Below are 22855 nucleotides of genomic sequence, written 5' to 3' on the forward strand. Positions count from 1 at the left end.
TTAGACTGCGTCCTCCAGTTCGAGTCGCGGCGCGATGCCGAGCGCCTTCATCTCGTCGAGGAGGAGTTTGAACGCGTAACTCATCTCGATGCTGTGCACGTCCGTCTCCTCGCCGCAGTTCGGACAGTAGACGCGGCGCTGTTCTCTGTTCTCCACCGCGGTCATCCCGCAGTTCCCACAGATGTCCACGTACTCCTGGTCGGAGGATTCGAGGAGGCGTTCCTTGAGCACCATCGCCGCGCCGTGGGCGATGACGGTGTCGCGCTCCATCTCCCCGAGCCGGAGACCGCCTTCGCGGGCGCGTCCCTCCGTCGGCTGTCGGGTCAAGACCTGCACCGGCCCCTTCGACCGGGCGTGCATCTTGTTCGACACCATGTGGTAGAGCTTGTGGTAGAAGATGTTCCCGACGAAGATCTCCGCCTCGATCTTCTCGCCGGAGACGCCCGAGTAGAGGACTTCCTTCCCGCTCGACTTGAACCCGCGCTCCTGGAGCGAGTTCCGGATCTCCTCTTCGTCCTCGCCCGTGAACGCGGTGCCGTCGACCGTCCGGCCTTCGAGCGCGCCCGACTTCCCGCCGAGCATCTCCAGCACGTGACCGACGGTCATCCGGGACGGGAGCGCGTGCGGGTTGAGGACGAGGTCGGGCACGACGCCCTCCTGCGTGAACGGCATGTCCTCCTGGGGCGCGAGGTGGCCGACGACGCCCTTCTGGCCGTGTCGGCTCGCGAACTTGTCCCCGAGTTCGGGGATGCGTTCGTCTCGAACGCTCACCTTCGCGAGCTTACTGCCGTCCTCGCCCTCCATCAGCGTCACCGTGTCGACGACGCCGTCCTCGCCCGAGCGCATCGTCACCGAGGTCTCGCGGCGCTTCTGCGGGCTCAGTCCACCCATCTCGTCCGGTTCTTCGAGGAACCGAGGCGGACTGGTCTTCCCGAGCAGGACGCTGTTCTCGTCCACGCGCGTCTCGGGGTTGACGAGGCCGTCCTCGTCGAGGTGCTTGTACGCGTCCTCGCCGCGCGCGCCACGCACGTCGTCGTCCGGAATCTCGAAGCGGTCTTCCTGACCGCCGGGGTAGCGGCGTTCCTCGCCCTCGTAGGTGCGGAAGAAGTGCGAACGGGCGAGCGCGCGCTCCACGGAGCCCTTGTTCATGACGAGCGCGTCCTCAATGTTGAACCCCTCGTAGGACATGACGGCGACCGTGAAGTTCTGGCCGGCCGGCCGGTCGTCGTACCCGATCTGTTTCGTCGTCTGGGTGTTCACCATCGCCTTCTGCGGGTAGTGCATCAGGTGCTGGCGGGTGTCCGGACGAATCCGGTAGTTCGCGGCCGGCAGCCCCAGACTCTGCTTCATCATCCCCGCGCCCATCGTAATGCGCGGACTGGCGTTGTGCTCGGGGTACGGAATCATCCCCGCGCCGATACCGAAGATGAGCTGCGGGTCGATTTCGAGGTGCGTGTGGTCGTCGGTGAGGTCGTCCTCCTCGACGGCGACGAGGATGTCCTCTTCCTCCTCGGCGTCGATGAACTCGACCTTCCCCTCCTCGACGAGCGTCTCGAACTCGACTTCCTCGTTTTCGAGGGCTTCGAGGTCGTCCTCGGTGACGAGGGGTTCGCCGTCCTCAACGACGAGGAGCGGGCGGCGGGCGCGGCCCGCGTCCGCGTTCACGATGACTTCGCCCGTGCGTTCTTTCACCGAGACGTTCACCATGTCGCTGATGTCGCCGCGGCGTCGCGCTTCCCGGATGTTCTCGGCGAGCTCGTGCGGGTCGTCGTGCGTCCCGACGAGACTGCCGTTTACGTAGACTTTGGCTTCCTGTGACTGGCTCATGTTAGTCGTCTGCGGAGGTGGGTTCGGTGGTGAGACCGGGCACGCCCTCGACCCCCATCGAGGAGAGTTCCCGTTTCAATCCCTGTTCGTCGTCGACGTTCTGTGAGAGCTCCATCGCCTGCGCGAAGTTCTTCACCAACCCACAGTTCGGCCCCTCCGGCGTCTCGGAGGGACAGATGCGACCCCACTGGGTCGCGTGGAGGTCGCGCGCCTCGAAGTGCGGCTGCGAGCGCGAGAGCGGGCTGCGGAGCCGCCGCAGGTGGCTGAGCACGCCCATGTGGTCGGTGCGGTCGACGAGCTGACTCACGCCCGAGCGGCCGCCAACCCAGTTCCCCGTCGCGATGGGGTGTTCGAGGCGTTCCGTGAGCACGTCAGACCGAACGACCGTGTTCACGGTGAGCTGTCGGTTCCGCATGTTCGCGCGTTCGAGCTGGTACTTCACGTCCCGCGACAGCTTGTTCAGCGCGGTGCGGAACAGGTCGCGCATCAGGTCGCCGCTGACCTTCAGGCGCTTGTTCGCGTAGTGGTCTTTGTCGTCGGACTCGCGGCGGTCGAGCGCGAGTTCGAAGCACGCCTCCGCCATCCGGCAGAGGTAGAACGCCTTGTTCATCCGCGTCTCCTCCTCCTCGACGCCCTCCTCGTGGAGGTGCGGGAGCAGGTAGCGGTCGATGACGTAGTTCGCGCGCTTCAACTGGTAGTTCTTGCCCTGGCCGGACGCGACGCGCTTCCCGAGCGTCTCGATGGCTTCCTCCTGGGTCTGAACGTCCGCTTCCTCCAGGTTTTCGAGCATGAACTTCACGATCTCGGGGTCGTCGCTGACGCGGTGGACGATCTCCTCGTCGGATTCGAGGCCGAGCGCGCGAACGAGCGTGACGAAATCGATAGAACCGGAGACGGAGGGGAAGGAGACTTCGAGCAGACCGGAGCGGTTGCGCTCACACAGTACGAGCGCTCGATACCCGCGTCGCTGACTGAACGTCTTCGCGACCTGAATCTCGTCGCCGTACTTCGTGTCGTACTCCGCGAGAATCTTGTTCGGCGCGAGATCCTCGCTCGTCATCAGCACGCGCTCGCTCCCGTTCACGATGAAGTACCCACCCGGGTCGGCGGGGTCTTCGCCGATGTCGATGAGTTCCTCCTCGCTGAAGTCCGAGATGTTGCACTTCTCGGAACCGACCATGATGGGCATCCGCCCCACCTTCGTCTCCGTCGTGTCGAGGAGTTCCTCGGGTTCCTCCTCGCCGCCGCGCTTGATGGACATCTCCATGAACACCGGCGCGGAGTACGTGATGTTCCGGAGTCGCGCCTCCTGCGGGTAGAGGAGTTCCTCGGAACCGTCCGCCTCACGAACGCGCGGCGTCAGGATGCGAACGTCACCGAGTTCCACCCACACCGGCTCCTCCTCTTCCTTGTCGCCGATGTCCGTGTCGATGGTCTCCTTCTCGTCAACGACCTCCTGCATCCCGCGCTCCAGGAAGGCGTTGAACGAGCGATAGTGATGTTCTGCGAGTCGTTCCTTCGAGAAGTACGCCTTCGAGAGCGTGCGTTTGTTGTCGAGTTCCATCAATCGATCACCAATCGGTACACAATCGCTGTGTCGGTCGTTCGGGAATCCCGCGTGATCTGCACGACATCACCCGCGCTCGCGTCGTCCGGGAGCGCCGGATCCTTGCGCTTGATCTTCGGGAGGTCGGTACGTTCGATATCGTACTCCTCGAGAACGGACTCCACCGCGTCCTCCTCGAGAAGCTCATGCTCGGGTACGAGTTCGTGGTTAGTTACGTCATCTACCATGGGAACACCTGCCTGGGGGGAGAAGTGGCTCTCACGAGATACTACAGGCACGTACACACGAAACCCACTTAACCCTTACCAAAACAACACGCCATGCCCCAGGATACCGGACGAGACGCCCTCACACGCCACTCCCGATTGGAAACCCTTATCAGTAACACCCGGCTACGAAAGAGTGCAGGGAGCCCGGGTGGTGTAGTGGCCCATCATACAACCCTGTCACGGTTGTGACGCGGGTTCAAATCCCGCCTCGGGCGTCTTTCTGTTCCGAACAATTCCGACGAGCACCGCGTAGCGTGTGTGAGTCTTCTGTGAGGGACTGAACGCGCCAGGGATTTGAAAACCGACAGACGCACGCTCGTGAACGAAGTGAGCGACCGTCTGTGCAGGGTTCAAATCCCGCCTCGGGCGATTTCCGTTCGACGCAAACCTCGTAGCGGCTGTACTCCGAACGATTATTCGTTCAGGGTGTATCTGACGGCTATGCAGAACAGCAAGTCGGTCGGCGACGAGACGGAGGTGGCGGCGTTGCACGAGCTCGTCAGCCACGGGTATCGGGTGTCGATACCGTTCGGAGACAACGACAAGTACGACCTGGTGGTTGACGACGGAGAGACGCTGTACCGCGTGCAGTGTAAGACGGCGTGGAAGAACAAGCCGCGAACGATTCGGTTCAACACGCACTCACAGACGACGCGGGACGGCGAGTACCACGAGACGACGTACGAGGAAGAGATAGACGCGTTCTTCGTCCGGTATCCCGAGACGGAGACGTTCTACTGGATTCCGATAGCGGACGCGACGACGCAGAAGATGGAGTTACGGTTCGAGGCGGATATCGATCATCCGTCGATTAATTGGGCGTCGGCGTTCGAGTTTTCTGGGGTTATCGTGTGAGGCGGTCTTCGAGGTTGTAGTCGGTTTTGGTGGCGACGTAGAGGGCGTCGTCGAGGAGGGCGGCGAGTTCGGGGATGATGCGGAGGAGGCCGAGGGTGATGAGGACGAGTGCGACGACGGAGAGGCTTTGGGCGAGGATTTTGTCGGCGAAGAGGTAGGAGATGCGGGGTTCGCTGCGGAGGGGGGAGTAGAGGAGGGTGACGAGGGGGCGCGTCCACTGGAACCATTGGTTGCCGAAGGCGATGGCGATGAAGCTGACGCGGGCGACGTTGAGGAGGTAGATGAGGGGGACGACGAGGGCGATGCCGGTGAGGCGGCGGCGGATGGGGGCGGTGGTGGCGGCGATGAGGCCGCTGACGATGGCGATGCTGCCGATGCCGCTGCAGGCGAGGAGGATGTTGGTGGTGATGGTGTGGCCGTCGTGGACGAAGACGACGGCGCTGGGGTAGGGGTCGGTGACGAACTGGGGGGTGTAGCCGAGGAGGGTGATGAGGAAGTACGTGCTTTCGGCGGTGATGGTGATGGCGGCCTGAGTGAGTGCGGGGATGGTCTGGAAGGGGAGGTAGATGAGGCCCATGACGGCGATGGCGCGGGAGAGGCGGACGAGGGTCGGGCGGTCGGTGAGGACGAGGTAGGCGGCGTAGAGGCTGAGGGGGACAGCGAGGGCGGCGAGGATGCCTTCGATGAAGCTGTTCTGGGTGAAGAGGAAGTGGTCGATGAGGAGCGCCCAGAAGACGGCGAACACGGCCCACGCGGCGGCGGCGGCGACGCGGGCGGGGTGTTCGTCGTCGCGGGTGGCGAGGACGGCGCTGAGGGCGAAGGCGGCGACGACGACCCACGCGAGGGTGTCCGTGAGGGCGAGCGACATTGCACGTGAGTTCGGGGTTCTCGGGGATAGGCGTGACGGTCAGGTGACGGTGCGGCTGCGGCCGCCGTGCGGGGCGTCGCGTTCGCGGACGGTGATGTCGTGGGCGGTTTCGCCGGTGTCGTCGACGACGAGGGCGTCGCCGGGCGTTCGGGGGAGTGCGTCGGCGAGCGCGGACTCGAAGTAGGTCGGGCTAGCGGTTTCGAGGGCGTCGATGTCGTCGCGGGCGGTGAGTCGGTGGGCGACGAGGAGGTCGGCCTGGGAGACGGCGGCCGGGGGGAGTGCGCCGGGCCGTTGGGTGGCGAGGACGGTGCTGACGCCGGGTTTGCGGCCGCGGGTGAGGAGGCGGCGGAGGCCGGGCCAGGCGGCGGTGTCGGTGACGGCGTGGGCTTCGTCCACCAAGACCCAGGGAAGGGCGTCGATGTCGCCGGCGATGGCGGCGGCGTAGACGGTGTCGGTGACGGCGCGGGTGACGGCGGCGAGCGCGGGCCGGGGGAGTCCGGCGCAGTCGAGGACGGTGGCGCGGTCGGGGTCGAGGACGTCCGTTCCGTCCGCGTCGAAGACGCTCCAGGCGTCCGCGAGGGCGAGGGCGTTCCGGGCGGCGCGGCCGCCGGGCGCGCCGCTGGCGTCGAGAAACCGCGTCATCGCGTCGAGCGTCTCACTCTCGGCGGCGGCCTGCCAGAGGAGCGCGCCGGCGGGCGTGTGCGGGGGGAGGGAGAGAACGTCGCACCACGCGCGCGGCGGGAGCGCGCTCGCCGGAATCCGGGGCTGGACGACGGTGGCGGGGACGGCGTCGGGGAGCGTGGCGAACGCCCGCATCGGGTCGAGTACGACCGGGGTGACGCCGTCGGTGCGGGCGAGCGCTTCGGCGAGCACGCCGAGCGTGTACGTCTTCCCGCTCCCGCGCTTCCCGACGACCATCGCGGCGTGCGGGGCGTTCGCGTCCACGCCCACCCGGGTGCCGTGGCTGCCGTCGGGCGCGCGGAACCGGCCGACGGGGAGGACGGGGCCAGCGGTCTCGTCGGAGCGACCAAGCACGTACATCACCCCGTCTGGTCGCGGCTTCCGGTATGAACGCTCGGCCGAGAGTTCAAGTAGGAGAGCGCGGCCAGCCGGGGGTATGTTCCACGAACTGCGGCGGGACGAGCGGGCGATAGAGGGGCTTCCGGTGCGGTTGCTCATCGCGTTCGTCGTCGGGGTGGCGACGCTCGGCGTGCTCCTCCAGACGGTGTCCGGGGTGGGGACGCTCGCGACGACCGAACTCGACGTGAAACCGACGCCGGACGTGGTCGCACCGGGCGAGCAGACGCTCGCGCTCTCGGTGGTGGACGCGTCCGGGAACGGCGTGGCGGGCGCGACCGTGCTGGTGAAGTCGGGGACGGCGCGGCTGGACGGAACCGTGGTGGCGCGCACGAACGAGTCCGGGGTGGCGACGGTGGCGGTCGCGCCGGCGCTCGGCGCGAATCAGGCGGACGGCACGCTCACGGTATCGGTGAAACCGCCCGCGGGCGGCGAGTACGTCGACCGCCGCGGGAACACGCGAATCCTGGTCGTCCGCGGCTACGGCGGCTAGCGCGCGTCCCAGTCGATCCAGTCCTGCTCCCAGCCGTGGCGGCGCTCGTTCGCCTTCGCGGCGCGCTCGCGGTCTTCGCGGACGGTGCGGTTGCGGACGGGAGCGCTCGCCTGTTCGCCCTCGACGAGCAGGGGGGCGAACTCGACCTCGCCGTAGTCGCGTCGGTCGTCGTCCTCGAGCGCGACGAGGCGCTGGCGGTGCGCGCCCTCGGGGTAGACGAGGCGGCCGCCGTCCGCGAGCTGAGCGCGGAGCGCGCGGGGCGGCCGAACGGCGGCGGCTTCGACGAGAATCCGGTCGTAGGGCGCGTACGCGGGCAGGCCGTCCGCGCCGTTCGCGCAGTCCACGAGCACGTCGCCGTAGCCGGCGTCGGCGAGCGTGCGGCGGGCGTCGTAGACGAGGCGGCGGTCGATGTCAACCGCGTGCACGCGCTGTGCGCCGACGAGTTCCGCGAGCAACGCGGCCGTGTAGCCGACGCCGACGCCGACGACGAGCACGTCGTTTCCGGGTTCGGGGTGGAGGGCTTCGACGAGGCGGGCGGCCGTTGAGGGCGCGAGCACGCGCGTGCCGCGGTGTTCGAACTCGCGGTCGGCGTACGCGCGGTGGCCGGCGTCGTCGTCCACGAACTCGTGGCGGGGGACGGTGCGCATCGCGTCCGCGACCGCGGGGTCGTGAACGACGTCCTTCGTGTCGTGTTCGAGGCTCGTCACCATGTCGTCCCGAACCGCCGCGTACTCCATACGACTGGATTGGTGCGAGCGGCCTTCAATCGTTCGCGGGGCGGTCGGCGGCGACCGCCTGCGAGCGCGTGCCGGGCACGTCGGAGACGCGGGGGCGTTCGAAGCCGGCGGCGGCGAACCACTCGCCGAAGTCGGCTTCCGCGTAGGCGTTCCCGCCGTCGGTGCGCGCGAGCATCTCGGCGGCGAGCAATCCCGGGTTCTCGGCGTGGTCGCGGAGGCGGTCGACGTGCACGACGGTGCCGCCGGGCGGGACGGCGTCGTAGAGCGCGTCGAGCAGGCGTTCGTTGTCGTCGGGTGAGAGCGTGCGCGCGGTGTTCGCGCAGAACACGAGGTCGTACGTGCCCTCGACGCCGTCGAGCGGGTCGGTCGCCTGCAGGGAGACGGGTTCGTGTTCGAGGAGGGGTTCGTCCACCTCCACGACGTCCTGGGTGTCCGCGAGCGTCACGTCGTACCCGCGGCGCGCGAACTCCCGAGAGAACGTTCCCGACCCGCCGTAGGCGTCGAGGACGGTGGCGGCGTCGGGGTGTTCGTGGACGGCGGCAGTGACGGCGGCGCGCACGTCCCCCTCGTCGAGCGCGGCCATCGCGCCGAGGCGGTTCCGGGTGGCGTCCGGACTCGGGACGGGGCGGTCGCCGGTCTGCATCGTCTCGGGGAGCGCTATCCAGTCGTCGAGCGTGTCGAGTTCGTGGGGGAGCGAGCCGATGGAGCGGAGGTCGGTCTTCGAGAGGAAGCCGAGCATGCGGTTCGTCGGTTCGAACCCGTCGTCGGTTCGGTGGAGGAAGCCGAGGTCGCAGAGCGTTTCGACGCCTATTCGGGCGGCGCGTTCGGTGACGCCGGTCTCGTCGGCGACGGCGGCGACGGTGTCGGCGTCGGTGACGACGGCGTCGAGGACGCCGGTTTCACGGGCGGCGCGGAGGAACAGGAGTTCCCGATAGTCCATACGGCGTAGTGAGTCCGGCGGGGGATAAAGTCACTCGCCGTCGCCCTGCATGCGGACGAACCGGACGTCGGAGAGGTACTCGCGGTCGAGCCGTCCGTCGGATTTCTCGGCGGAGACGAGCGTCTGCGTCACGTCGCCGACGGGGGCGAGCACGCGCCCGCCGTCGCGGAGCTGGTCGCGTATCGCGGTCGGAATCGACCGGGTGGCGCACGTGAGGTAGGCGGCGTCGTAGGGCGCGTGGGCGGGCCAGCCGTCGTGGCCGTCGCCGTGGCGCACGGACACGTCGCCGTAGCCCGCGTTCGCGAGGTTCTCGCGGGCGGTGTCGGCGAGCGATTCGAGGTACTCGACGCTGTAGACGTTCTCGGGGCCGACGAGTTCGGCGGTGACCGCGGCGTGGTAGCCGCAGCCGGTGCCGATTTCGAGCGTCTCGTCGCCCTCGCGGAGGGCGAGGCGGTCGCACATCGCGGCGACCATGTGCGGCGCGCTCACGGTCTGGCCGTCGCCGATTGGGAGCGGGCGGTCGGCGTACGCGCCCCCCTGCTGGTCGTCGGGGACGAACTCGTGGCGGGGGACGGTGCGGAGGGCGTCGAGGACGCGCTCGGAGAAGTCGTGTCTGCGGGCGAGGCGGTCGGCGAGGCTGTCGCGGGCGTCCGCGAAGTCCATTACCAGGCAGACCAGGCGGTCGAGGTCTCGTCGTAGCCGTACACGCGCTTGATGTCCTTCGCCATCGCCACGTCGCCGTCGTGGCCGATCTTCTGGAAGTCGTAGCGTTCGAGGGCGTCCTCGCGGACGTGGATACCCGTGATGGAGAACTCCTCGTCCCCGAACTCGTGGTTCTCCCCGACGGTGAACTCGTAGTCACCGGGGACGTGAAGGGTGATGCTTCGCGTGCGGTCGTGCGCGCCGTCCCGCGGGTGGAGCGTGACGGCCACTTCGACGTTGTCCACGGCGCGCGTCCAGAACGTCCCCACGTCCTCGGCGGTCGCGCGAACCTCGCGCGTCTCGTCGCCGGTCTGGAGGTCGGTGATGCGAACCTGCATGATGGCTTCCTCCGTCTCGACGATGAACTCCTCGCCGGTCTCCACGGTCTCGTCCGCGGGAACCTCGACGGTCGTGGTGAACGACTCGCCGCCCTGGGAGACGACGACATCCCGCTCGACCGTTCGCTCGGACTCCAGGGGTTCCTTGTGGACGTGCCCGCAGTCCGTGCACTTCACGGTCGCCGTCCCGCCGCCCGTCGTGAGGACCTCGTGTTCCGTTTCGAGGTCCGGCGAGCACGACGGACACGCCAGGCCGACGCGTTGCTGTTGGCTCATACCGACTACGAGGGCGCGGAGCCGTAAAAATCCGCGGAGTCAGTCGTCCGCGCTCGGGAGCGTGACCGCGTCCCCGTCCGCGTAGACGGTGGGGTTCTCGATGATGCCGTCGAGGTGGAGGGGGGCGTCGGTGTCGCCGCCGATACCGGCGTCGTCGCCGATGGCGATGTGGACGGTTCCGGCGGCCTTCTCGTCGAGCAGCACGGAGCCGACGAGGTCGCTGACGGCGACGTTCGTGCCGATGCCGAGTTCCGCGAGGTTGCGCGCGGCGCGTCCGACCTCGTCCTCGCCGGCCTCGACCTGTGCGCGCACGTCGTCGTCAGAGATGTGTGTGACGTAGCCGTCCTCGACCTCGAACGTGAGTTCCGTGTCGAGGCGTCCGTGGGGCATCATCGTGCCGTCCACGACGTACGTGCCGTTCGCGGTCTCGGGGCTGACGAACACCTCGCCCGCGGGGAGGTTCGAGAACTCGCCGTCCTCGTGGACGATGCCCGTGTCCTGCAACCACTCGCGGTCGCCGGGTTCGAACGTGATGTCGGTGCCGGCGGGCGTCGTCACACGAACCTCGTCGGCGTCCGCGACCTGGCTCAGCACGTCCGCGCAGTGCCGGCGAATCAGCGTGTAGTCCGCGTCCAGGCCCGTGGTGAACACGTCCTCCGTGATGCCGGGGAGGGTCGCGCCGCGAGCGCCCGCCTCGTTCGCCCGGGAGCGCGCGCGAGTGTGCGAGAGCGACTTCGTGGTGGGCGCGAGGAACACGTCGCTGTCGCGCATCGCGGCGGCGACGGGCGCGGGCGGTTCCGCGCCGTGCTGGTCGCCGGGCGGGTAGCGGAGAATCGTCGCGTCGTCGGTGACCTCGCGGGCGGCGGCGTACAGCGCGTCCCCGATGAATTCGCGCTTGTCGTCGGTGACGACGACGCACGTCTCACCGGGTTCGACGCCGAGACACTGGACGACCGCGGTCTCCGCGGCCTCTTCGAGTACCGTCATGGCGGAACCCTCGCGGGCGGGGAGGTTAGGCGTTGTCTTCTCTCGAAACGATTATCCGGCGTCCGTGGGGAGTGAGCAGTATGATTCGCGTCGGTATCAACGGCTACGGAACCATCGGGAAGCGCGTGGCGGACGCGGTCCGCGACCAGCCGGACATGGAGGTCGTCGGCGTCGCGAAGACGCGGCCGAACTTCGAGGCCGAGCGCGCGGTTGCGCGCGGCTACGACCTGTACGCGGCCATCGAAGACCGGGCGAGCCAGTTCGCGGACGCCGGCATCGAGACCGCCGGCCTCGTGGACGAACTCGTCGCACAGAGCGACGTGGTGGTGGACGCGACGCCCTCGGGTATCGGCGCGCAGAACAAGGAACTGTACGAGGAGTACGACACGCCCGCGCTCTATCAGGGCGGCGAGGACGCCGACGTGGCGGACGTGAGCTTCAACGCCCGCGGGAACTTCGACGACGCCCGGAACGCAGACCACGTGCGCGTCGTCTCCTGTAACACCACCGGCCTCAGCCGACTCCTCGCACCGCTCCGTGAGGAGTACGGCGTCGAGAAGGCGCGCGTCACGCTCGTCCGGCGCGGCGGCGACCCCGGACAGACGAGCCGCGGCCCCATCGACGACATCCTCCCGAACCCCATCACGCTCCCCTCCCACCACGGCCCGGACGTGAACACCATCTTCCCCGACCTCGACATCGACACCCTCGGCCTGAAGGTGCCGGCGACCCTGATGCACATGCACTCCGTGAACGTCACGCTCGAATCCGAACCGAGCGCGGACGACGTGCGCGACCTCCTCGAAGGCGAGTCCCGTATCTTCTGCATCCCGCCCGAGTTCGACATCGACGGCACGGGCAAACTCAAGGAGTACGCGAAAGACCTGGGTCGGCCGCGCGGCGACGTGTGGGAGAACGGCCTCTGGAGCGAGTCCGTGACGATGGAAGGAAACGACCTCTACCTGTTCCAGGCCATCCACCAGGAGTCCGACGTGGTGCCGGAGAACGTGGACGCCATCCGCGCGGTCACCGACTCGATGGACGGCGCGGAGAGCATCGAGACGACGAACAGCGCGCTCGGCATCTAGACACCCCCGAAACCTTATCCCCGACCCGGGGCAAGGGAGCGGTATGCGCCGCGACGACCGCGACGACCCGTTCGACGACTTCTTCGACGAGATAGAGCGGATGATGAACGACATGCGCGGCGGGATGGACGAGTCCGGGTTCGGCACCGACACGCACGTCACCGTCTACGAGGAGGACGACGAGGTGCGCGTGGTCGCCGACCTCCCGGGCGTCGAGAAGGAGGACATCGACCTGAAGTGCGACGGCGACGTCCTCACCATCAGCGCGGCGACGGACGCCCGCGAGTACGACGAACGCATCGAACTTCCCGCGCGCGTGGACGAACACTCGGCGAGCGCGACCTACAACAACGGCGTGCTCGAAGTGTCGTTCGACCGCCTGGAGGACTCCGCGGACATCAGCGTCGAGTAGCCCGCACCAGTCCGGCGAGGCGGTCGTAGAAGCCGGGTTCGTACTTCGTTTCTGCGTCTATCGTCGGTCGCGCGTTCGTCTCGTTCACCACCGTCCGCGCGCCCGTGTCCAGTACGTCCACGCCGAGGAGCGGAATGTCGAGTACGTCGGCGGCGTCCTCCGCGAGAGTTTTGACGCGGTCGGGCGGGTCGGTTCCGGTGGCGTCCGCGCCCCGGTGGACGTTGTGCTTCCAGCCGGAGCCGCGGCGTTCGACCGCGCCCGCGTACTCGCCGTCGAGCACCATCACCCGATAGTCGGTCGCGTCCGGGACGCACTCCTGGACGAGGTATGACGTGTCGTCGGTCGCGGGGAAGTCGTGAATCAGGTCGAGGTAGTCCGTCACCCCGAGGAGCGAATCGGGGTCGTCGAGCTTGGTGACGCCGACGCCGCGGGTGGCGGAGTTCGGTTTCACGACGACGGGATAGTCGAAGCCGGCGAGCGCGTCGAGCACGTCCGCGTCGTCGGTGGGGTTCGAGACGAACACCGTCTCCGGCACCGGGACGCCGGCGGTTTCGAGGCGCGCGAGCACGCCCGCCTTGTTCCGCGAGCGAAGCACCGCGTTCCGGTCGTTCACCCACGGCACGTCCAGGAACGCGTCGAGCACACCGCCCTCCATCAGGCGACCAGGATAGACGAGGCCGACGTCGAAGTCACCGGGAGAGAATGGTGGGTCGGAGAGCGAGAGCGTTCGCTTCCGGTAGTTGACGTAGGAGGCTGAGATACCGCGGTCGGCGAGCGGGCCTCGAATCCGGTCGAGGGTCTCCGCGTCGGTCGCGACCGCGAGGGAGAGCACTAGTCGAGCTGCGTGATGAGTTCCTCGCCGCGCTCCACCGTAATCTTGCACGGCGGCGTGATCTTGTTGTACGCGCGGCGGAAGGCTTCCTTGACGACGGCGGCTTCCTCGGGCTGACACCAGGCCGTGAAGATGCGGTCGCCGGGGTAGATGCGGGCGGCCGTGCCGACGGGCACGCCGAACGCCTGCCGCATACCGTCGGAAACGCGGTCTGCGCCCGCGCCGGTCGCCTGCTTGTTCTCGCGGAGGATCTGGTGCGGGAACTTGCGGAGGATCATCTTGTAGTTCCCCTCGCCGAGTTCCTTGATGAGGTGGCGGTTCGCGGAGAGGCGCGCGGCCTCCATCGAACCGTGACGGATCTGGCACTCCTCCTCGGTTTCGAGGCTAATCTGGACGGGGTAGTCCTCCGGTTCGGACTGGAGGTCTCCCATCTTGAACTGTGCGATCTTCGAACCCGGAATGCCCGTGACGTAGTCGCGACGCGTGTACGAGGGCTTATCGATGGTCCGGTACATGGAAGCCGGATTGTCAGCCATGGTTACTACAGGCGTGTTCGGTCAGCGCGCCCATAAACCCATCCTTTTGCGGCGACCGGAGTACCGGCCAGGATTCCCCGTATCGGTTCGTTTTACCCCGCGGCGCGGGAGACTGAGGTATGGCCGAATTCCGCACGCACGACGAACTCGTGGACGCGGTGGCGGACGCCGACTTCGACCGGCCGCCCGCCGTCGTCGCGAACGCACACATCACCGGACTCGGCGTGGCGCGCGCGCTCTCCGCCAACGACGTGCCCGTCATCGCCATCGACCGCGTCGGAGACGGGGCCGCGCCCACGTCCGACGCCGTGGACTTCGCTGGCCGCGTCACCTACCCATTGGACGACCTCGCCGGGTTCCGGGAGGACGTGGAAGCCATCGCGGACGCCGCCGGCCACGACCTCGTGGCGTTCGGCTGTATGGACGAGTGGGTGCACGCGTTCGCGGACGCAGACCCCGACGGCGTCCGCCTGCCGTTCGCCGCGGAGCGCGTGGACGCCGTGCTCGATAAGAGTTCGCTCTACCGCATCGCGGACGACCTCGGCGTTCCCTACCCCGAAACCCGGTGGTTGGACGAGACGAGCGTCGCGGACGCCATCGACGACCTCGGCCTCCCGCTCGTGGTGAAGCCCGCGCTCAAGCGCGAGTTCGAGGAGGCCGTCGGGACGAACGTCGTCGAGGTCGCGACTGAGGAGGAGTTCCGGGACGTCGTGGAACTCGCTTCCGAGGAGGATATCGAGGTGCTCGCTCAGGAGAAGGTCGAGAAGGCGACGGGCGAGGACGCCAGCCTCGCGTCCTACGTCCCGCCGTCGGGCACGAGCGACGCGCTCGGCATCGTCGGGAACGCCCGAGTCCGAAAACCGCTCGGGTACGGCACGTCCTGCGTCGTGCAGCGCACGGAGAACGACGCGCTCCGCGAGCGGGCGCTCGGCGTGCTCGACGAGACGGACTACTACGGCATCAGCGAGAGCGAGTTCGTGTACGACGAGAACCGCGAGGAGTACGTCCTGCTCGACATCAACACCCGGCCGTGGAAGTGGATCGGACTCCCCGTCCAGGCCGGCGCGAACCTCCCGCTCGCCGCGTACGCGGACGCCACCGACACCACCTACGAACCCGGCGAACTCCACGACGCGACCTGGGTGTTCCTCCCGGACTACCTCGAACTCCTCGCCACCGACCAGTCCTTCGTGGACGTCCTCCAACCCAGCGACTGGACGAGCTTCCTCTCCGGCGACTTCACCGAGCGAGACGACCTCACCGCGGGCGTCTACCGGCCCGACGACCCCGACCCAGCCTACCAAATCCTCCGCAACACCCTCGGCATGCAGGACTACTACTGCGCCTGCTAACCCACCTTTTTACTGTGAGGGGGTCGCAAGGCGACCCCCTCCAGCAAAAACCTGGAGGGAAAAGCCGGTCGCCGGAGGCGACCGGTGAATCGCGCCGCGCGCGGCGCGAATGCGTCCCCATTGCCACAACCGTGCCGCCACAGCGACCGCTCCACCGCCTCGCGCGAACGTTCAAATAGGAGGGCGCGGCCAGCGGTCGGTATGTCCTGACGAGTCGCCGCGCGGGGTCGGGTTCGGAGGCGGTGACGATCCCCGCGCGGTCGTAGTGTCACCCGAAAGCCATTCTTGCCGGTGTCGGTGACGAACGGGGGGAGACACCACGCAAACTCGCCGGTGTCCGTCGCTATTAGGCGGTCGCGGCCGTCCCGATACCTAATGAGCGACGACCACCTGCATCTGAACCTCTTCACGATGAACTCCGTGGAGCACGTGACGGTCGGGTCGTGGCGGTACCCCGGCGACCAGTCGCACCGCTACACGGACCGCGAGTACTGGACGGAAGTCGCGCGAACGGCCGAGCGCGGCGGGTTCGACGCCGTGTTCTTCGCGGACGTGCGCGGCGTCTACGACGTGTACGACGACTCCGTCGACCCCGCCATCGAGAAGGCGGTGCAGACGCCGTCGAACGACCCCGCGTACGTCGTGCCCGCGATGGCCGAGGTGACGGACGACCTCGGGTTCGCGGTGACGAAGTCCACGTCGTACAACCACCCCTACCAGCTCGCCCGAGAGCTCTCGACGCTCGACCACGTGACTGACGGCCGCATCGCGTTCAACATCGTCACCTCCTACCTGGAGAGCGCGGCGGCGAACCTCGGGCTCGACGGCCGCATCGAGCACGACGAGCGCTACGACCGCGCGGACGAGTTCATGGAGGTCTGTTATCGGCTCTGGGAGGACTCCTGGGAGGACGACGCGGTCGTTCGCGACCGCGACTCCGGCACGTTCACCGACCCGGAGAAGGTGCACGACGTGGACTTCGATGGAGAGTACTTCCAGGTTCCGGGGCCGCACGGCTGCGAGCCGAGCCCGCAGCGCACGCCCGTGCTCTACCAGGCGGGGTCGTCCGACCGCGGTCGGGAGTTCGCGGCGCGGAACGCGGAGGCGGTGTTCGTCAGTCAGCCGAACGAGCAGGCGGTCACGGACTACATGGCAGACGTGCGAGAGCGCGCCGAGTCGTACGGCCGCGACCCGGACGCGCTCGAATTCTTCCCCGGAATCGTCCCCATCGTCGGGGAGACCGAAGCCATCGCGGAGGCGAAACACGAGAGTTACGTGGACGCCATCGACGTCGAGGGCGTGCTCACCTTGCTCTCCGGGTTCGTGGACATGGATCTCTCCGAACTCGACCCCGACCAGAAGCTCGAACACATCGAGACGGAGGCCATCCAGGGTGTTGTGAACGCGTTCACGACGAACGACGACCGCGAGTGGACGGTGCGGGAGGTCGCGGAGTTCGCGGGTCTCGGCACCACGTCGCCCGTCGTCGTCGGGACGCCCGAGCAGGTCGCGGACGAGCTCGAGCGCTGGCACGACGAGGTCGGCGTGAACGGCTTCAACGTGAAGGAGGTCGTGCGCCCGGACACGCTCCAGGAGTTCGTCGACCTCGTGGTTCCCGAACTCCGCGAGCGCGACCTGCTGCCCGAGGAGTCGTCGTCGGGGACGCTCCGGGAGCGGACGTTCGGCCGTAGCCGACTGCACGAGAGTCATCCGGCGCGACAGGAGTAACGTTCATTCCGTCGGGCGCTCATTCTCCGACGACTGATGGAGCCGACGAGCACCGACGAGGAGCACATCCACGTCGGGGAGACGGCGGACGGCACGCCCGTGGAGTTGCCGACCGTCGACATCCTCACGGGACGCGCGTTCCTCACGGGGAAGTCCGGGAGCGGGAAGTCGAACACGGCGAGCGTCGTCATCGAGGAACTGCTCGACGCGGGCTTTCCCGTCCTCATCGTGGACTGCGAGGGCGAGTACTACGGGTTGAAGGAGGAGTTCGAGTTACTGCACGCGGGCGCTGACGAGGAGTGCGACATCCAGGTCGGTCCGGAGCACGCGGAGAAGCTCGCGAGCCTCGCGCTCGAACAGAACGTCCCCGTCATCCTCGACGTGTCGGGGTTCCTGGACGAGGACGCGTCGGACGAGCTGGTGCGGGAGACGGCGCGGCAGTTGTTCGTGAAGGAGAAGAAGCTGAAGAAGCCCTTTTTGCTGGTCGTGGAGGAAGTCCACGAGTACATCCCGGAAGGCGCGGGGATGGGCGAGACGGGGCGGATGCTCATCAAGGTCGGGAAGCGCGGGCGCAAGCACGGCCTGGGCGTGATGGGTATCAGTCAGCGGCCGGCGGACGTGAAGAAGGACTTCATCACGCAGGCGAACTGGCTCGTCTGGCATCGGCTCACCTGGGAGAACGACACGAAGGTCGTCGGGCGCATCGTCGGCTCCGAGTACGGCGAGCAGGTGTCGGAACTGGACGCGGGCGAGGCGTTCGTGCAGGCGGACTGGACGGACGACGCGGTGTCCCGCATCCAGTTCAAGCGCAAGCGGACGTTCGACGCGGGCGCGACCCCGGGGCTCGACGACTTCGAGCGCCCCGAATTGAAGTCGGTGAGCGAGGGGTTGATGGACGACCTGGCGTCGATTTCGGAGCGCGAGGAGCGCGAGGAAGACCGCATCGCGGAGCTGGAGGAGGAGCTCGCGGCGAAGCGCGAGCGCATCAACGAACTGGAGGAGGAACTCCGGTCGGCGCGGAACGTCTCGATGGCGGCGCGCCAGATGGCGAACGTCCTGACGGCCGAGGGCGTGCAGACGACGCTCCCCACGGACGCGGACGAGGACGTGGAGGCGTTGCGCGCGAAGGTCGAGCGGTTGGAGGACGCGCTCGACGAGGAGGAACCCGAGTCCTACGACATCGAGGAGATTCAGGAGAAGTTCAAGGAACGCGGGGAGGAACTCGCGGACGACCCCGATGCGGCGGCCGACGCCGACAGCGGGGGCGAGCAGTCGGCGCGCGTGGACGCGCTGTTGGAGTCGCCGTCGGTGCGGGTGCGGGTGGAGGCGGCGATACGGGAGTCGCAGTGCAACGAGGAGCGCGCGCGCCGACTGCTGGACGAACTCGACGGCGAGCGCACCGCGCACGACCTCTGCGAGGCCGCGTCCCTGCCCATCGGGGACGCGCAGAGCCTGCTGGACGCGCTGCGGAGTCGGCGGCTGGTGACGCGGAACGCGAACCGCGAGTACGCGTTCGACGGCGAAGAACTGCGGCGGTTGGCGCGCGGCGACGACCCGCGGGGCGCGGTGTCGGAACTGAGCGAGCAGTGGCGGTTCGACTAACGGAGGACGGAGCGGTCGCTACGGGGCGTGAATACGTGGAAAATCTGTTTTGCTACCGTTACCGCGGGGTTACGTCTTATTCGAGGCGCTTGAGGTTCTTCGCGCGAGGACCCTTGGGGGCGTCCTCGATCTCGAATTCGACTTCCTGACCTTCTTCGAGGTCCGGGCCGCCAACGTCCTCCATGTGGAAGAAAACGTCCTCGTCCGCATCCTCAGTCTCGATGAAACCGTAACCGCCAGTGTCGTTGAAGAAATCAACCGTACCAGTTGCCATTACAAATCTATAGAGTGGCTCCCCACTGATAACCCTTCCGCGATAGATACTGTCACCCCGGTTAGTCGTCGGCGGGGGTGCCGGGGCGGAACTCGCGGCTGCGTTCCTTCCAGACGCCGGTGGAGAACCACCAGTAGTTGATTGCGGCGGGGACGAACGTCTCCGCGACGAGGGAGAGATAGAGGCCGACGAGGCCGAGGTCGGTGTACGCGCCGAGCGCGGCGAGCGGGAGCGCGAACCCGAACATCCCGACGAGCTGGCTGTAGAAGGGGACGCGGGTGTCGCCGGCGGCGTCGAGCGGGCCGGCGGCCGCGCCCTTCACGGCCTGTGCGAGCACGGCGATACAGCAGACGTAGACGAACGCGGTGGTCGCGGGGACGGTGCCGGGCGTGGCGTCGGGGCCGATGAACAGGTCGGCGATGGGGTGGGCGAACGCGGCGACGATGGCGGACGCGACGAGGTAGGTGCCGATGGAGAACAGCACCACGTCCTTCGCGACGGCTTCCGCGCCGGCCTCGTCACCCCGGCCGAGGTTCTGGCCGACGAGGCTGCTGGACGCGAGGCCGAACCCCCAACCGGGCGTGTTCATGAGCGCGTAGATGCGGCGGGCGACGGTGTAGGCGGCGAGGACGGTGGTGCCGAAGCTGGCGACGATGGCGAGCATCGGGATGCGGGCGACGGTCCAGACGCCGTTCCGGCCGACGACTGGCGTGCCGATGCGGACGATGTCGGTGACGGTTTCGCGGTCGAAGTAGCGGTCGCGGAGGGAGACGGCGGCGGGGAGGGGGTCGCAGAAGGGGAGGCGGCCGCGGGCGAGGCCGACGGCGAACGCGGTGGTGCCGAGGACGTTCGCGAGCACGGTTCCGAGCGCGGCACCGGTGACGCCCATCCCGAGCCCGAAGATGAAGAGGGCGTTCAGGGCGATGTTGGACGCCGCGCCGCCGCCGCGCACTATCATCGGCGTATAGGCGTCGTCCGCGCCGATGTAGATGCGGCTTCCGACGAGGTTCAGGCCGGCGAACGGCACGCCGAACGCGAGGATGCGGAGGTAGTCCGCGCCGTAGGTGACGGTCGCCGGGTCGTCGGAGAGGAGGCCGAGGAGGTCGGTGGGGAAGACGAACAGGACGGCGGCGAGCGGGAGGGTGAGCGCGAGGACGACGAGGACGCTGGAGCGAATCGCCTGCCCGAACTGGTCGTAGTCCTCCGCGCCGTGGCCCTGGGAGACGAGCGCGATGGTGCCGGCGGCCATCCCGCCGCCGATGGAGAACGCGAGCCCCCAGAACGGGGACGCGAGGCCGACGCCGCCGATGGCGGCTTCCCCGAGGACGATGCCGACCATCGCCACGTCGGCGGCGTTCTTCGACATCCGCGCGAGGCCCGTGACGATGCGGGGCCACGAGAGGTCGGTGGTCGAGCGCACGTGCTGGTGGTCGACGAGGCCGGCCCTGGAGAGGAGGAGGCCGACGCCGAGGATGACCAGCCGGACGGGGTTCGGAAAACGCACTACACCCAACTATTTCGGTTCGAAACAATAGGGGTTTCCATCCGGACTCGTTAGCGTCCGGAGAACTCGGGGTCGCGGCCCTCCAACTGCGCCTCGAAGCCCTCGCGGCGGTCGTCGGTGCCGTAGACTTCCATCGCGAGCGCGTGCTCGTAGTCGAGGCCCTCGTCGAGCGGCACGTCGAACGTGTGTGAGAACGCCCGGAGCGCGTTCTCGACGCCGCGCGGGGCGTTCTCCGTGAGCGAGTCCGCGAGTTCGCGCGCCCGGTCGTCCACCTCGTCGTCGGGCGCGACCTCGGTGACGAGGTTGATACGGTCGGCCTCCGCGGGGTCGACGAACTCGCCCGTCAACACCAGTTCCTTCGCCTTCGCGAGGCCGACGAGCCGCGGGAGGCGCTGCGTCGACCCCTGGTGGGGGAAGATGCCGAGGTCGACCTCGATGACGCCGTACTTCGCGTCCGCGCCGAGCACGCGGAAGTCGCAGGGGAGCGTGAGTTCGAACCCGCCCGCGATGCCCGCGCCCTGCACCGCGGCGACGGTCGGCGTCGTCATCCCGTCGATGGCGTCGAGGAGCGCGCGGAAGTCCCGGTGGAGCGCGTCGTGCTCGCGCACGTCGTTCTCCGCCATCATCTCCAGGTCGAAGCCCGCACAGAACACGCCGCCCTCGCCGCGGAGCGTCGCCGCGCGAACCGCATCGTCCGCGTCCACGGCGTGCACCGCGTCCGTGAGGTCGCGCACCGCCGCGCCGGTGAGCGCGTTCCGCTTCTCGGGGCGCGTGATGACCACGTCCGCGCGGCTGTCCTCGACCTCGATTCGCACGTGCTCGCTCTCGATTGACGGCATACCGTGGCGTGCACGACAGCCCGTGATAAAGGTACGCACGGCAAACGCTTTGGGCGCGCCCGCCCCACTCCGGGTATGCGACGCGTCGACTACGGCGACGGCGACGACCGCCTCGTGTTCGTCCTCGGCTGGGGGAACCGCCCCGAACACGACGGCGTCCAGTGGCTCATCGACCACCTCATCGACGAGGGCTACCGGGTGAGCGCGTTCGAACTCCCGCGCACCATCACGGACTTCGAGCGCGAGTACCTCGCGCCCGTCCAGTCGTTCGTGGACGACCGCGACGAGTACCGCCTCCTCAGCCACAGCACGGGCGGCCTCGTCGCGCGCCACCTCGCCACCGACGACGCCCTCCAGACCCGCACCTACCTCAGCCCCTGGTGGGGGTTTCACGCCGACCTCCAGAACCCCATCGTCTCCCTCGCCACGAAACTCCCCGTCTCGATACCGATTCTGCCCGCCGAAGTCACTCGGGAGAAACTCGGAAGCCTCGCAAGCGACGCCTGGGTCGCCGACGCCCCCGACTACGCCGCCCCCACCTTCCTCCGCGAAGCCAAACGCGCCCAGAACACCCTCCCGCCGTTCGACACCCGGGACGCCGTCTTCTACAACCCCGACGACCCCATCGTCAGCGGCCCCACCATCAAAGACCACACGCCCGAATCGAACCGCGTCGCGTTCACCGACGGCCACGAACTCTTCAACTCCAGCACGCGCGACGACCACATCGACGCCGTGCTCGCCGCCGTCCGCGACGGCGCGAACGCACTCCCACGGCGCGCCTGATGGCGTCGGGGCGCGAGTGACCCCATGGTCACATCTCCGCGGACTCTGCGCCGAGAAACCGCCGGAACGCGTCGCTGTCCGGTGAATGTGTTTCGAGTAGAATCGGAATGCCGCCTCCCCGATTTGAACGGGGGACAGCTCGATCTTCAGTCGAGTGCTCTCCCAGTCTGAGCTAAGGCGGCGTGCATCCCAACCGAGGGGGAGTGCGTGAAAAAGGGTTTCGGATTGCCACCGGACGGCGACATTCCCGACTCGTAGCGCAGAACGAATAGTGGGTTCAGGCGGATTCGAACCTCGGTCGGACGTGCTCACGTCGTTGCGCGCGCCCTCCCTGATTCGAAGCCGCGACCCATTCGCTCGTCACGGTCGCTCCTCGCAGAAGTGGGTCCGGGCGGATTCGAACCACCGGCCTCTTCCTTGTAAGGGAAGCGTCATAACCGCTAGACCACGGACCCGCACCGAATTTTGGCCGGTGAGCGGGGAAAACGTTTGCCTTTCGCCCGACTAGGTGTGGTATGGTGCGTCGTTCGACGGTGGTGGCGGTGGTGTTCGTCGCGGCGCTCGCGGGCGTGGGTGTGTGGTGGTTCGCGGGCGACGGGGTGTCGCGCGCGCACGTGACGGTGGAGACGGCGAACGACAGCGTGGTGTTGGAGATGGTGGTGGCGGACACGGCGCGGGAGCGCTACGAGGGGCTCAGCGGCACCGCGAGTCTTCCCGCGGACGGGATGGTGTTCCGGTACGCGTCGGTGGGCGAGCGGGCGTACGTGATGCGGGGGATGAACTACCCCATCGACATCGTGTTCGTCGCGGACGGCGAGGTGACGGCGGTGCATCACGCGGTGGTGGAAGACCCGCCGCTCACGCGGTACCGGGGGCGCGCGGACTGCGTGCTCGAACTTCCCTACAATTGGACGGCGAGGCACGGCGTGAGCGTCGGAAACGACGTGGCATGTTTCGGTTCGTAGG

At 67.9% G+C, this 22855-nt stretch carries 24 protein-coding genes and 3 tRNA genes; 10 read left to right on the forward strand and 17 right to left on the reverse strand.

Annotation, left to right across the window (positions count from 1 at the left end):
• Genes rpoB through LI334_RS11480 form a run of 3 tightly spaced genes read right to left on the reverse strand, consistent with a single transcriptional unit; the run spans position 1 to position 3621 of the window.
• Positions 1-1827: a DNA-directed RNA polymerase subunit B gene (gene rpoB, locus LI334_RS11470; protein WP_227260964.1), complete on the reverse strand. Its 1827-nt coding sequence runs from the start codon at positions 1825-1827 to the stop codon at positions 1-3.
• Between the two features lies 1 nt (position 1828).
• Positions 1829-3391, reverse strand: coding sequence for a DNA-directed RNA polymerase subunit B'' (locus tag LI334_RS11475; RefSeq protein ID WP_227260965.1), 1563 nt, complete (start codon positions 3389-3391; stop codon positions 1829-1831).
• Complete coding sequence (locus LI334_RS11480; RefSeq protein ID WP_227260966.1) at positions 3391-3621, reverse strand: DNA-directed RNA polymerase subunit H; 231 nt, start codon at positions 3619-3621, stop codon at positions 3391-3393. Before LI334_RS11480 ends, LI334_RS11475 begins: the two co-directional genes overlap by 1 nt.
• A 184-nt stretch (positions 3622-3805) precedes the next feature.
• On the opposite strand from LI334_RS11480, the gene LI334_RS11485 reads away from it, so the two are divergent.
• Both LI334_RS11485 and LI334_RS11490 read left to right on the forward strand, forming a co-directional pair.
• Positions 3806-3878, forward strand: a tRNA-Asp gene (locus tag LI334_RS11485).
• Between the two features lie 226 nt (positions 3879-4104).
• Positions 4105-4518 (forward strand): group I intron-associated PD-(D/E)XK endonuclease, encoded by a 414-nt coding sequence (locus tag LI334_RS11490; RefSeq protein ID WP_227260967.1) that lies wholly within the window; start codon positions 4105-4107, stop codon positions 4516-4518.
• On the opposite strand, the gene artA is transcribed toward LI334_RS11490, so the two are convergent.
• Together artA and LI334_RS11500 are read right to left on the reverse strand one after the other, a co-directional pair.
• Positions 4508-5386: an archaeosortase A gene (artA, locus tag LI334_RS11495; RefSeq protein WP_227260968.1), complete on the reverse strand. Its 879-nt coding sequence runs from the start codon at positions 5384-5386 to the stop codon at positions 4508-4510. The two genes, LI334_RS11490 and artA, sit on opposite strands and share 11 nt — an antisense overlap.
• Before the next feature lie 39 nt (positions 5387-5425).
• Positions 5426-6427 carry an ATP-binding protein gene (locus tag LI334_RS11500; protein ID WP_227260969.1) on the reverse strand — a complete coding sequence of 334 codons (1002 nt, stop codon included), beginning with the start codon at positions 6425-6427 and terminating at the stop codon, positions 5426-5428.
• 76 nt (positions 6428-6503) lie between these two features.
• Here LI334_RS11500 and LI334_RS11505 point away from each other — a divergent pair, with 76 nt between their 5' ends.
• Positions 6504-6956, forward strand: a complete 453-nt coding sequence (locus LI334_RS11505; RefSeq protein WP_227260970.1) for a DUF7382 domain-containing protein — start codon at positions 6504-6506, stop codon at positions 6954-6956.
• Here LI334_RS11505 and LI334_RS11510 read toward each other — a convergent pair.
• The 5 genes from LI334_RS11510 to LI334_RS11530 are packed head-to-tail and all read right to left on the reverse strand — an operon-like array spanning position 6953 to position 10936.
• Complete coding sequence (locus LI334_RS11510) at positions 6953-7693, reverse strand: protein-L-isoaspartate O-methyltransferase family protein (RefSeq protein WP_227260971.1); 741 nt, start codon at positions 7691-7693, stop codon at positions 6953-6955. The two genes, LI334_RS11505 and LI334_RS11510, sit on opposite strands and share 4 nt — an antisense overlap.
• Before the next feature lie 25 nt (positions 7694-7718).
• The gene (locus LI334_RS11515; protein ID WP_227260972.1) at positions 7719-8633 is read right to left on the reverse strand and encodes a methyltransferase domain-containing protein; all 915 of its coding nucleotides are present in this window, start codon (positions 8631-8633) and stop codon (positions 7719-7721) included.
• Positions 8634-8663: 30 nt separating this feature from the next.
• On the reverse strand, positions 8664-9296 hold the full coding sequence (locus tag LI334_RS11520) for a protein-L-isoaspartate(D-aspartate) O-methyltransferase (RefSeq protein ID WP_227260973.1): 633 nt from the start codon (positions 9294-9296) through the stop codon (positions 8664-8666).
• Positions 9296-9949 (reverse strand): HVO_0476 family zinc finger protein, encoded by a 654-nt coding sequence (locus LI334_RS11525; protein WP_227260974.1) that lies wholly within the window; start codon positions 9947-9949, stop codon positions 9296-9298. Before LI334_RS11525 ends, LI334_RS11520 begins: the two co-directional genes overlap by 1 nt.
• 39 nt (positions 9950-9988) lie before the next feature.
• Positions 9989-10936, reverse strand: coding sequence for an aminopeptidase (locus tag LI334_RS11530; RefSeq protein WP_227260975.1), 948 nt, complete (start codon positions 10934-10936; stop codon positions 9989-9991).
• An 80-nt stretch (positions 10937-11016) separates the two neighbouring features.
• On the opposite strand from LI334_RS11530, the gene LI334_RS11535 reads away from it, so the two are divergent.
• Both LI334_RS11535 and LI334_RS11540 read left to right on the forward strand, forming a co-directional pair.
• Entirely contained in the window at positions 11017-12024 is a 1008-nt protein-coding gene (locus LI334_RS11535) for a type II glyceraldehyde-3-phosphate dehydrogenase (protein WP_227260976.1), read from the forward strand.
• Positions 12025-12067: 43 nt separating this feature from the next.
• Positions 12068-12436, forward strand: a complete 369-nt coding sequence (locus LI334_RS11540; protein ID WP_227260977.1) for an Hsp20/alpha crystallin family protein — start codon at positions 12068-12070, stop codon at positions 12434-12436.
• Here LI334_RS11540 and LI334_RS11545 read toward each other — a convergent pair.
• Positions 12423-13268 carry an ATP-grasp domain-containing protein gene (locus LI334_RS11545; protein ID WP_227260978.1) on the reverse strand — a complete coding sequence of 282 codons (846 nt, stop codon included), beginning with the start codon at positions 13266-13268 and terminating at the stop codon, positions 12423-12425. The two genes, LI334_RS11540 and LI334_RS11545, sit on opposite strands and share 14 nt — an antisense overlap.
• Positions 13268-13804: a 50S ribosomal protein L16 gene (locus LI334_RS11550; protein WP_227260979.1), complete on the reverse strand. Its 537-nt coding sequence runs from the start codon at positions 13802-13804 to the stop codon at positions 13268-13270. Before LI334_RS11550 ends, LI334_RS11545 begins: the two co-directional genes overlap by 1 nt.
• 119 nt (positions 13805-13923) lie before the next feature.
• Here LI334_RS11550 and LI334_RS11555 point away from each other — a divergent pair, with 119 nt between their 5' ends.
• From LI334_RS11555 to LI334_RS11565, 3 genes are all read left to right on the forward strand, one after another.
• Positions 13924-15156 carry a carboxylate--amine ligase gene (locus LI334_RS11555; protein ID WP_227260980.1) on the forward strand — a complete coding sequence of 411 codons (1233 nt, stop codon included), beginning with the start codon at positions 13924-13926 and terminating at the stop codon, positions 15154-15156.
• A 375-nt stretch (positions 15157-15531) separates the two neighbouring features.
• Positions 15532-16884, forward strand: coding sequence for an LLM class flavin-dependent oxidoreductase (locus tag LI334_RS11560; protein ID WP_227260981.1), 1353 nt, complete (start codon positions 15532-15534; stop codon positions 16882-16884).
• A gap of 36 nt (positions 16885-16920) precedes the next feature.
• Entirely contained in the window at positions 16921-18486 is a 1566-nt protein-coding gene (locus tag LI334_RS11565) for an ATP-binding protein (protein ID WP_227260982.1), read from the forward strand.
• A gap of 76 nt (positions 18487-18562) precedes the next feature.
• On the opposite strand, the gene LI334_RS11570 is transcribed toward LI334_RS11565, so the two are convergent.
• The 3 genes from LI334_RS11570 to LI334_RS11580 all read right to left on the reverse strand — a co-directional run bounded on the left by LI334_RS11570 (position 18563) and on the right by LI334_RS11580 (position 21103).
• Complete coding sequence (locus tag LI334_RS11570) at positions 18563-18760, reverse strand: cold-shock protein (RefSeq protein WP_145844272.1); 198 nt, start codon at positions 18758-18760, stop codon at positions 18563-18565.
• Positions 18761-18821: 61 nt separating this feature from the next.
• Positions 18822-20264: an MATE family efflux transporter gene (locus LI334_RS11575; protein WP_227260983.1), complete on the reverse strand. Its 1443-nt coding sequence runs from the start codon at positions 20262-20264 to the stop codon at positions 18822-18824.
• Between the two features lie 50 nt (positions 20265-20314).
• Positions 20315-21103 (reverse strand): enoyl-CoA hydratase/isomerase family protein, encoded by a 789-nt coding sequence (locus tag LI334_RS11580; RefSeq protein WP_227260984.1) that lies wholly within the window; start codon positions 21101-21103, stop codon positions 20315-20317.
• Positions 21104-21178: 75 nt separating this feature from the next.
• Here LI334_RS11580 and LI334_RS11585 point away from each other — a divergent pair, with 75 nt between their 5' ends.
• Entirely contained in the window at positions 21179-21889 is a 711-nt protein-coding gene (locus tag LI334_RS11585) for a lipase family protein (RefSeq protein WP_227260985.1), read from the forward strand.
• Between the two features lie 108 nt (positions 21890-21997).
• On the opposite strand, the gene LI334_RS11590 is transcribed toward LI334_RS11585, so the two are convergent.
• Together LI334_RS11590 and LI334_RS11595 are read right to left on the reverse strand one after the other, a co-directional pair.
• Positions 21998-22071 (reverse strand) — tRNA-Phe (locus LI334_RS11590).
• A 200-nt stretch (positions 22072-22271) separates the two neighbouring features.
• A tRNA-Val gene (locus LI334_RS11595) sits at positions 22272-22344 on the reverse strand.
• A gap of 60 nt (positions 22345-22404) precedes the next feature.
• Between LI334_RS11595 and LI334_RS11600 the strand changes: the two genes are divergently transcribed.
• Positions 22405-22854, forward strand: coding sequence for a DUF192 domain-containing protein (locus LI334_RS11600; protein ID WP_227260986.1), 450 nt, complete (start codon positions 22405-22407; stop codon positions 22852-22854).
• Position 22855 lies beyond the last annotated feature (1 nt).

This window comes from Salarchaeum japonicum (assembly GCF_020614395.1).
Lineage (GTDB): Archaea > Halobacteriota > Halobacteria > Halobacteriales > Halobacteriaceae > Salarchaeum > Salarchaeum japonicum.

Bases quoted from the DNA above. Each gene is read 5' to 3' on its own strand.
- LI334_RS11500 (WP_227260969.1), bottom strand. From the start codon at position 6,427: ATGTACGTGCTTGGTCGCTCCGACGAGACCGCTGGCCCCGTCCTCCCC.
- LI334_RS11580 (WP_227260984.1), bottom strand. From the start codon at position 21,103: ATGCCGTCAATCGAGAGCGAGCACGTGCGAATCGAGGTCGAGGACAGC.
- LI334_RS11530 (WP_227260975.1), bottom strand. From the start codon at position 10,936: ATGACGGTACTCGAAGAGGCCGCGGAGACCGCGGTCGTCCAGTGTCTC.
- LI334_RS11510 (WP_227260971.1), bottom strand. From the start codon at position 7,693: ATGGAGTACGCGGCGGTTCGGGACGACATGGTGACGAGCCTCGAACAC.
- LI334_RS11525 (WP_227260974.1), bottom strand. From the start codon at position 9,949: ATGAGCCAACAGCAACGCGTCGGCCTGGCGTGTCCGTCGTGCTCGCCG.
- rpoB (WP_227260964.1), bottom strand. From the start codon at position 1,827: ATGAGCCAGTCACAGGAAGCCAAAGTCTACGTAAACGGCAGTCTCGTC.
- LI334_RS11585 (WP_227260985.1), top strand. From the start codon at position 21,179: ATGCGACGCGTCGACTACGGCGACGGCGACGACCGCCTCGTGTTCGTC.
- LI334_RS11565 (WP_227260982.1), top strand. From the start codon at position 16,921: ATGGAGCCGACGAGCACCGACGAGGAGCACATCCACGTCGGGGAGACG.
- LI334_RS11600 (WP_227260986.1), top strand. From the start codon at position 22,405: ATGGTGCGTCGTTCGACGGTGGTGGCGGTGGTGTTCGTCGCGGCGCTC.
- LI334_RS11570 (WP_145844272.1), bottom strand. From the start codon at position 18,760: ATGGCAACTGGTACGGTTGATTTCTTCAACGACACTGGCGGTTACGGT.
- LI334_RS11480 (WP_227260966.1), bottom strand. From the start codon at position 3,621: ATGGTAGATGACGTAACTAACCACGAACTCGTACCCGAGCATGAGCTT.
- artA (WP_227260968.1), bottom strand. From the start codon at position 5,386: ATGTCGCTCGCCCTCACGGACACCCTCGCGTGGGTCGTCGTCGCCGCC.
- LI334_RS11550 (WP_227260979.1), bottom strand. From the start codon at position 13,804: ATGGCTGACAATCCGGCTTCCATGTACCGGACCATCGATAAGCCCTCG.
- LI334_RS11535 (WP_227260976.1), top strand. From the start codon at position 11,017: ATGATTCGCGTCGGTATCAACGGCTACGGAACCATCGGGAAGCGCGTG.
- LI334_RS11475 (WP_227260965.1), bottom strand. From the start codon at position 3,391: ATGGAACTCGACAACAAACGCACGCTCTCGAAGGCGTACTTCTCGAAG.
- LI334_RS11555 (WP_227260980.1), top strand. From the start codon at position 13,924: ATGGCCGAATTCCGCACGCACGACGAACTCGTGGACGCGGTGGCGGAC.
- LI334_RS11560 (WP_227260981.1), top strand. From the start codon at position 15,532: ATGAGCGACGACCACCTGCATCTGAACCTCTTCACGATGAACTCCGTG.
- LI334_RS11505 (WP_227260970.1), top strand. From the start codon at position 6,504: ATGTTCCACGAACTGCGGCGGGACGAGCGGGCGATAGAGGGGCTTCCG.
- LI334_RS11540 (WP_227260977.1), top strand. From the start codon at position 12,068: ATGCGCCGCGACGACCGCGACGACCCGTTCGACGACTTCTTCGACGAG.
- LI334_RS11515 (WP_227260972.1), bottom strand. From the start codon at position 8,633: ATGGACTATCGGGAACTCCTGTTCCTCCGCGCCGCCCGTGAAACCGGC.
- LI334_RS11520 (WP_227260973.1), bottom strand. From the start codon at position 9,296: ATGGACTTCGCGGACGCCCGCGACAGCCTCGCCGACCGCCTCGCCCGC.
- LI334_RS11490 (WP_227260967.1), top strand. From the start codon at position 4,105: ATGCAGAACAGCAAGTCGGTCGGCGACGAGACGGAGGTGGCGGCGTTG.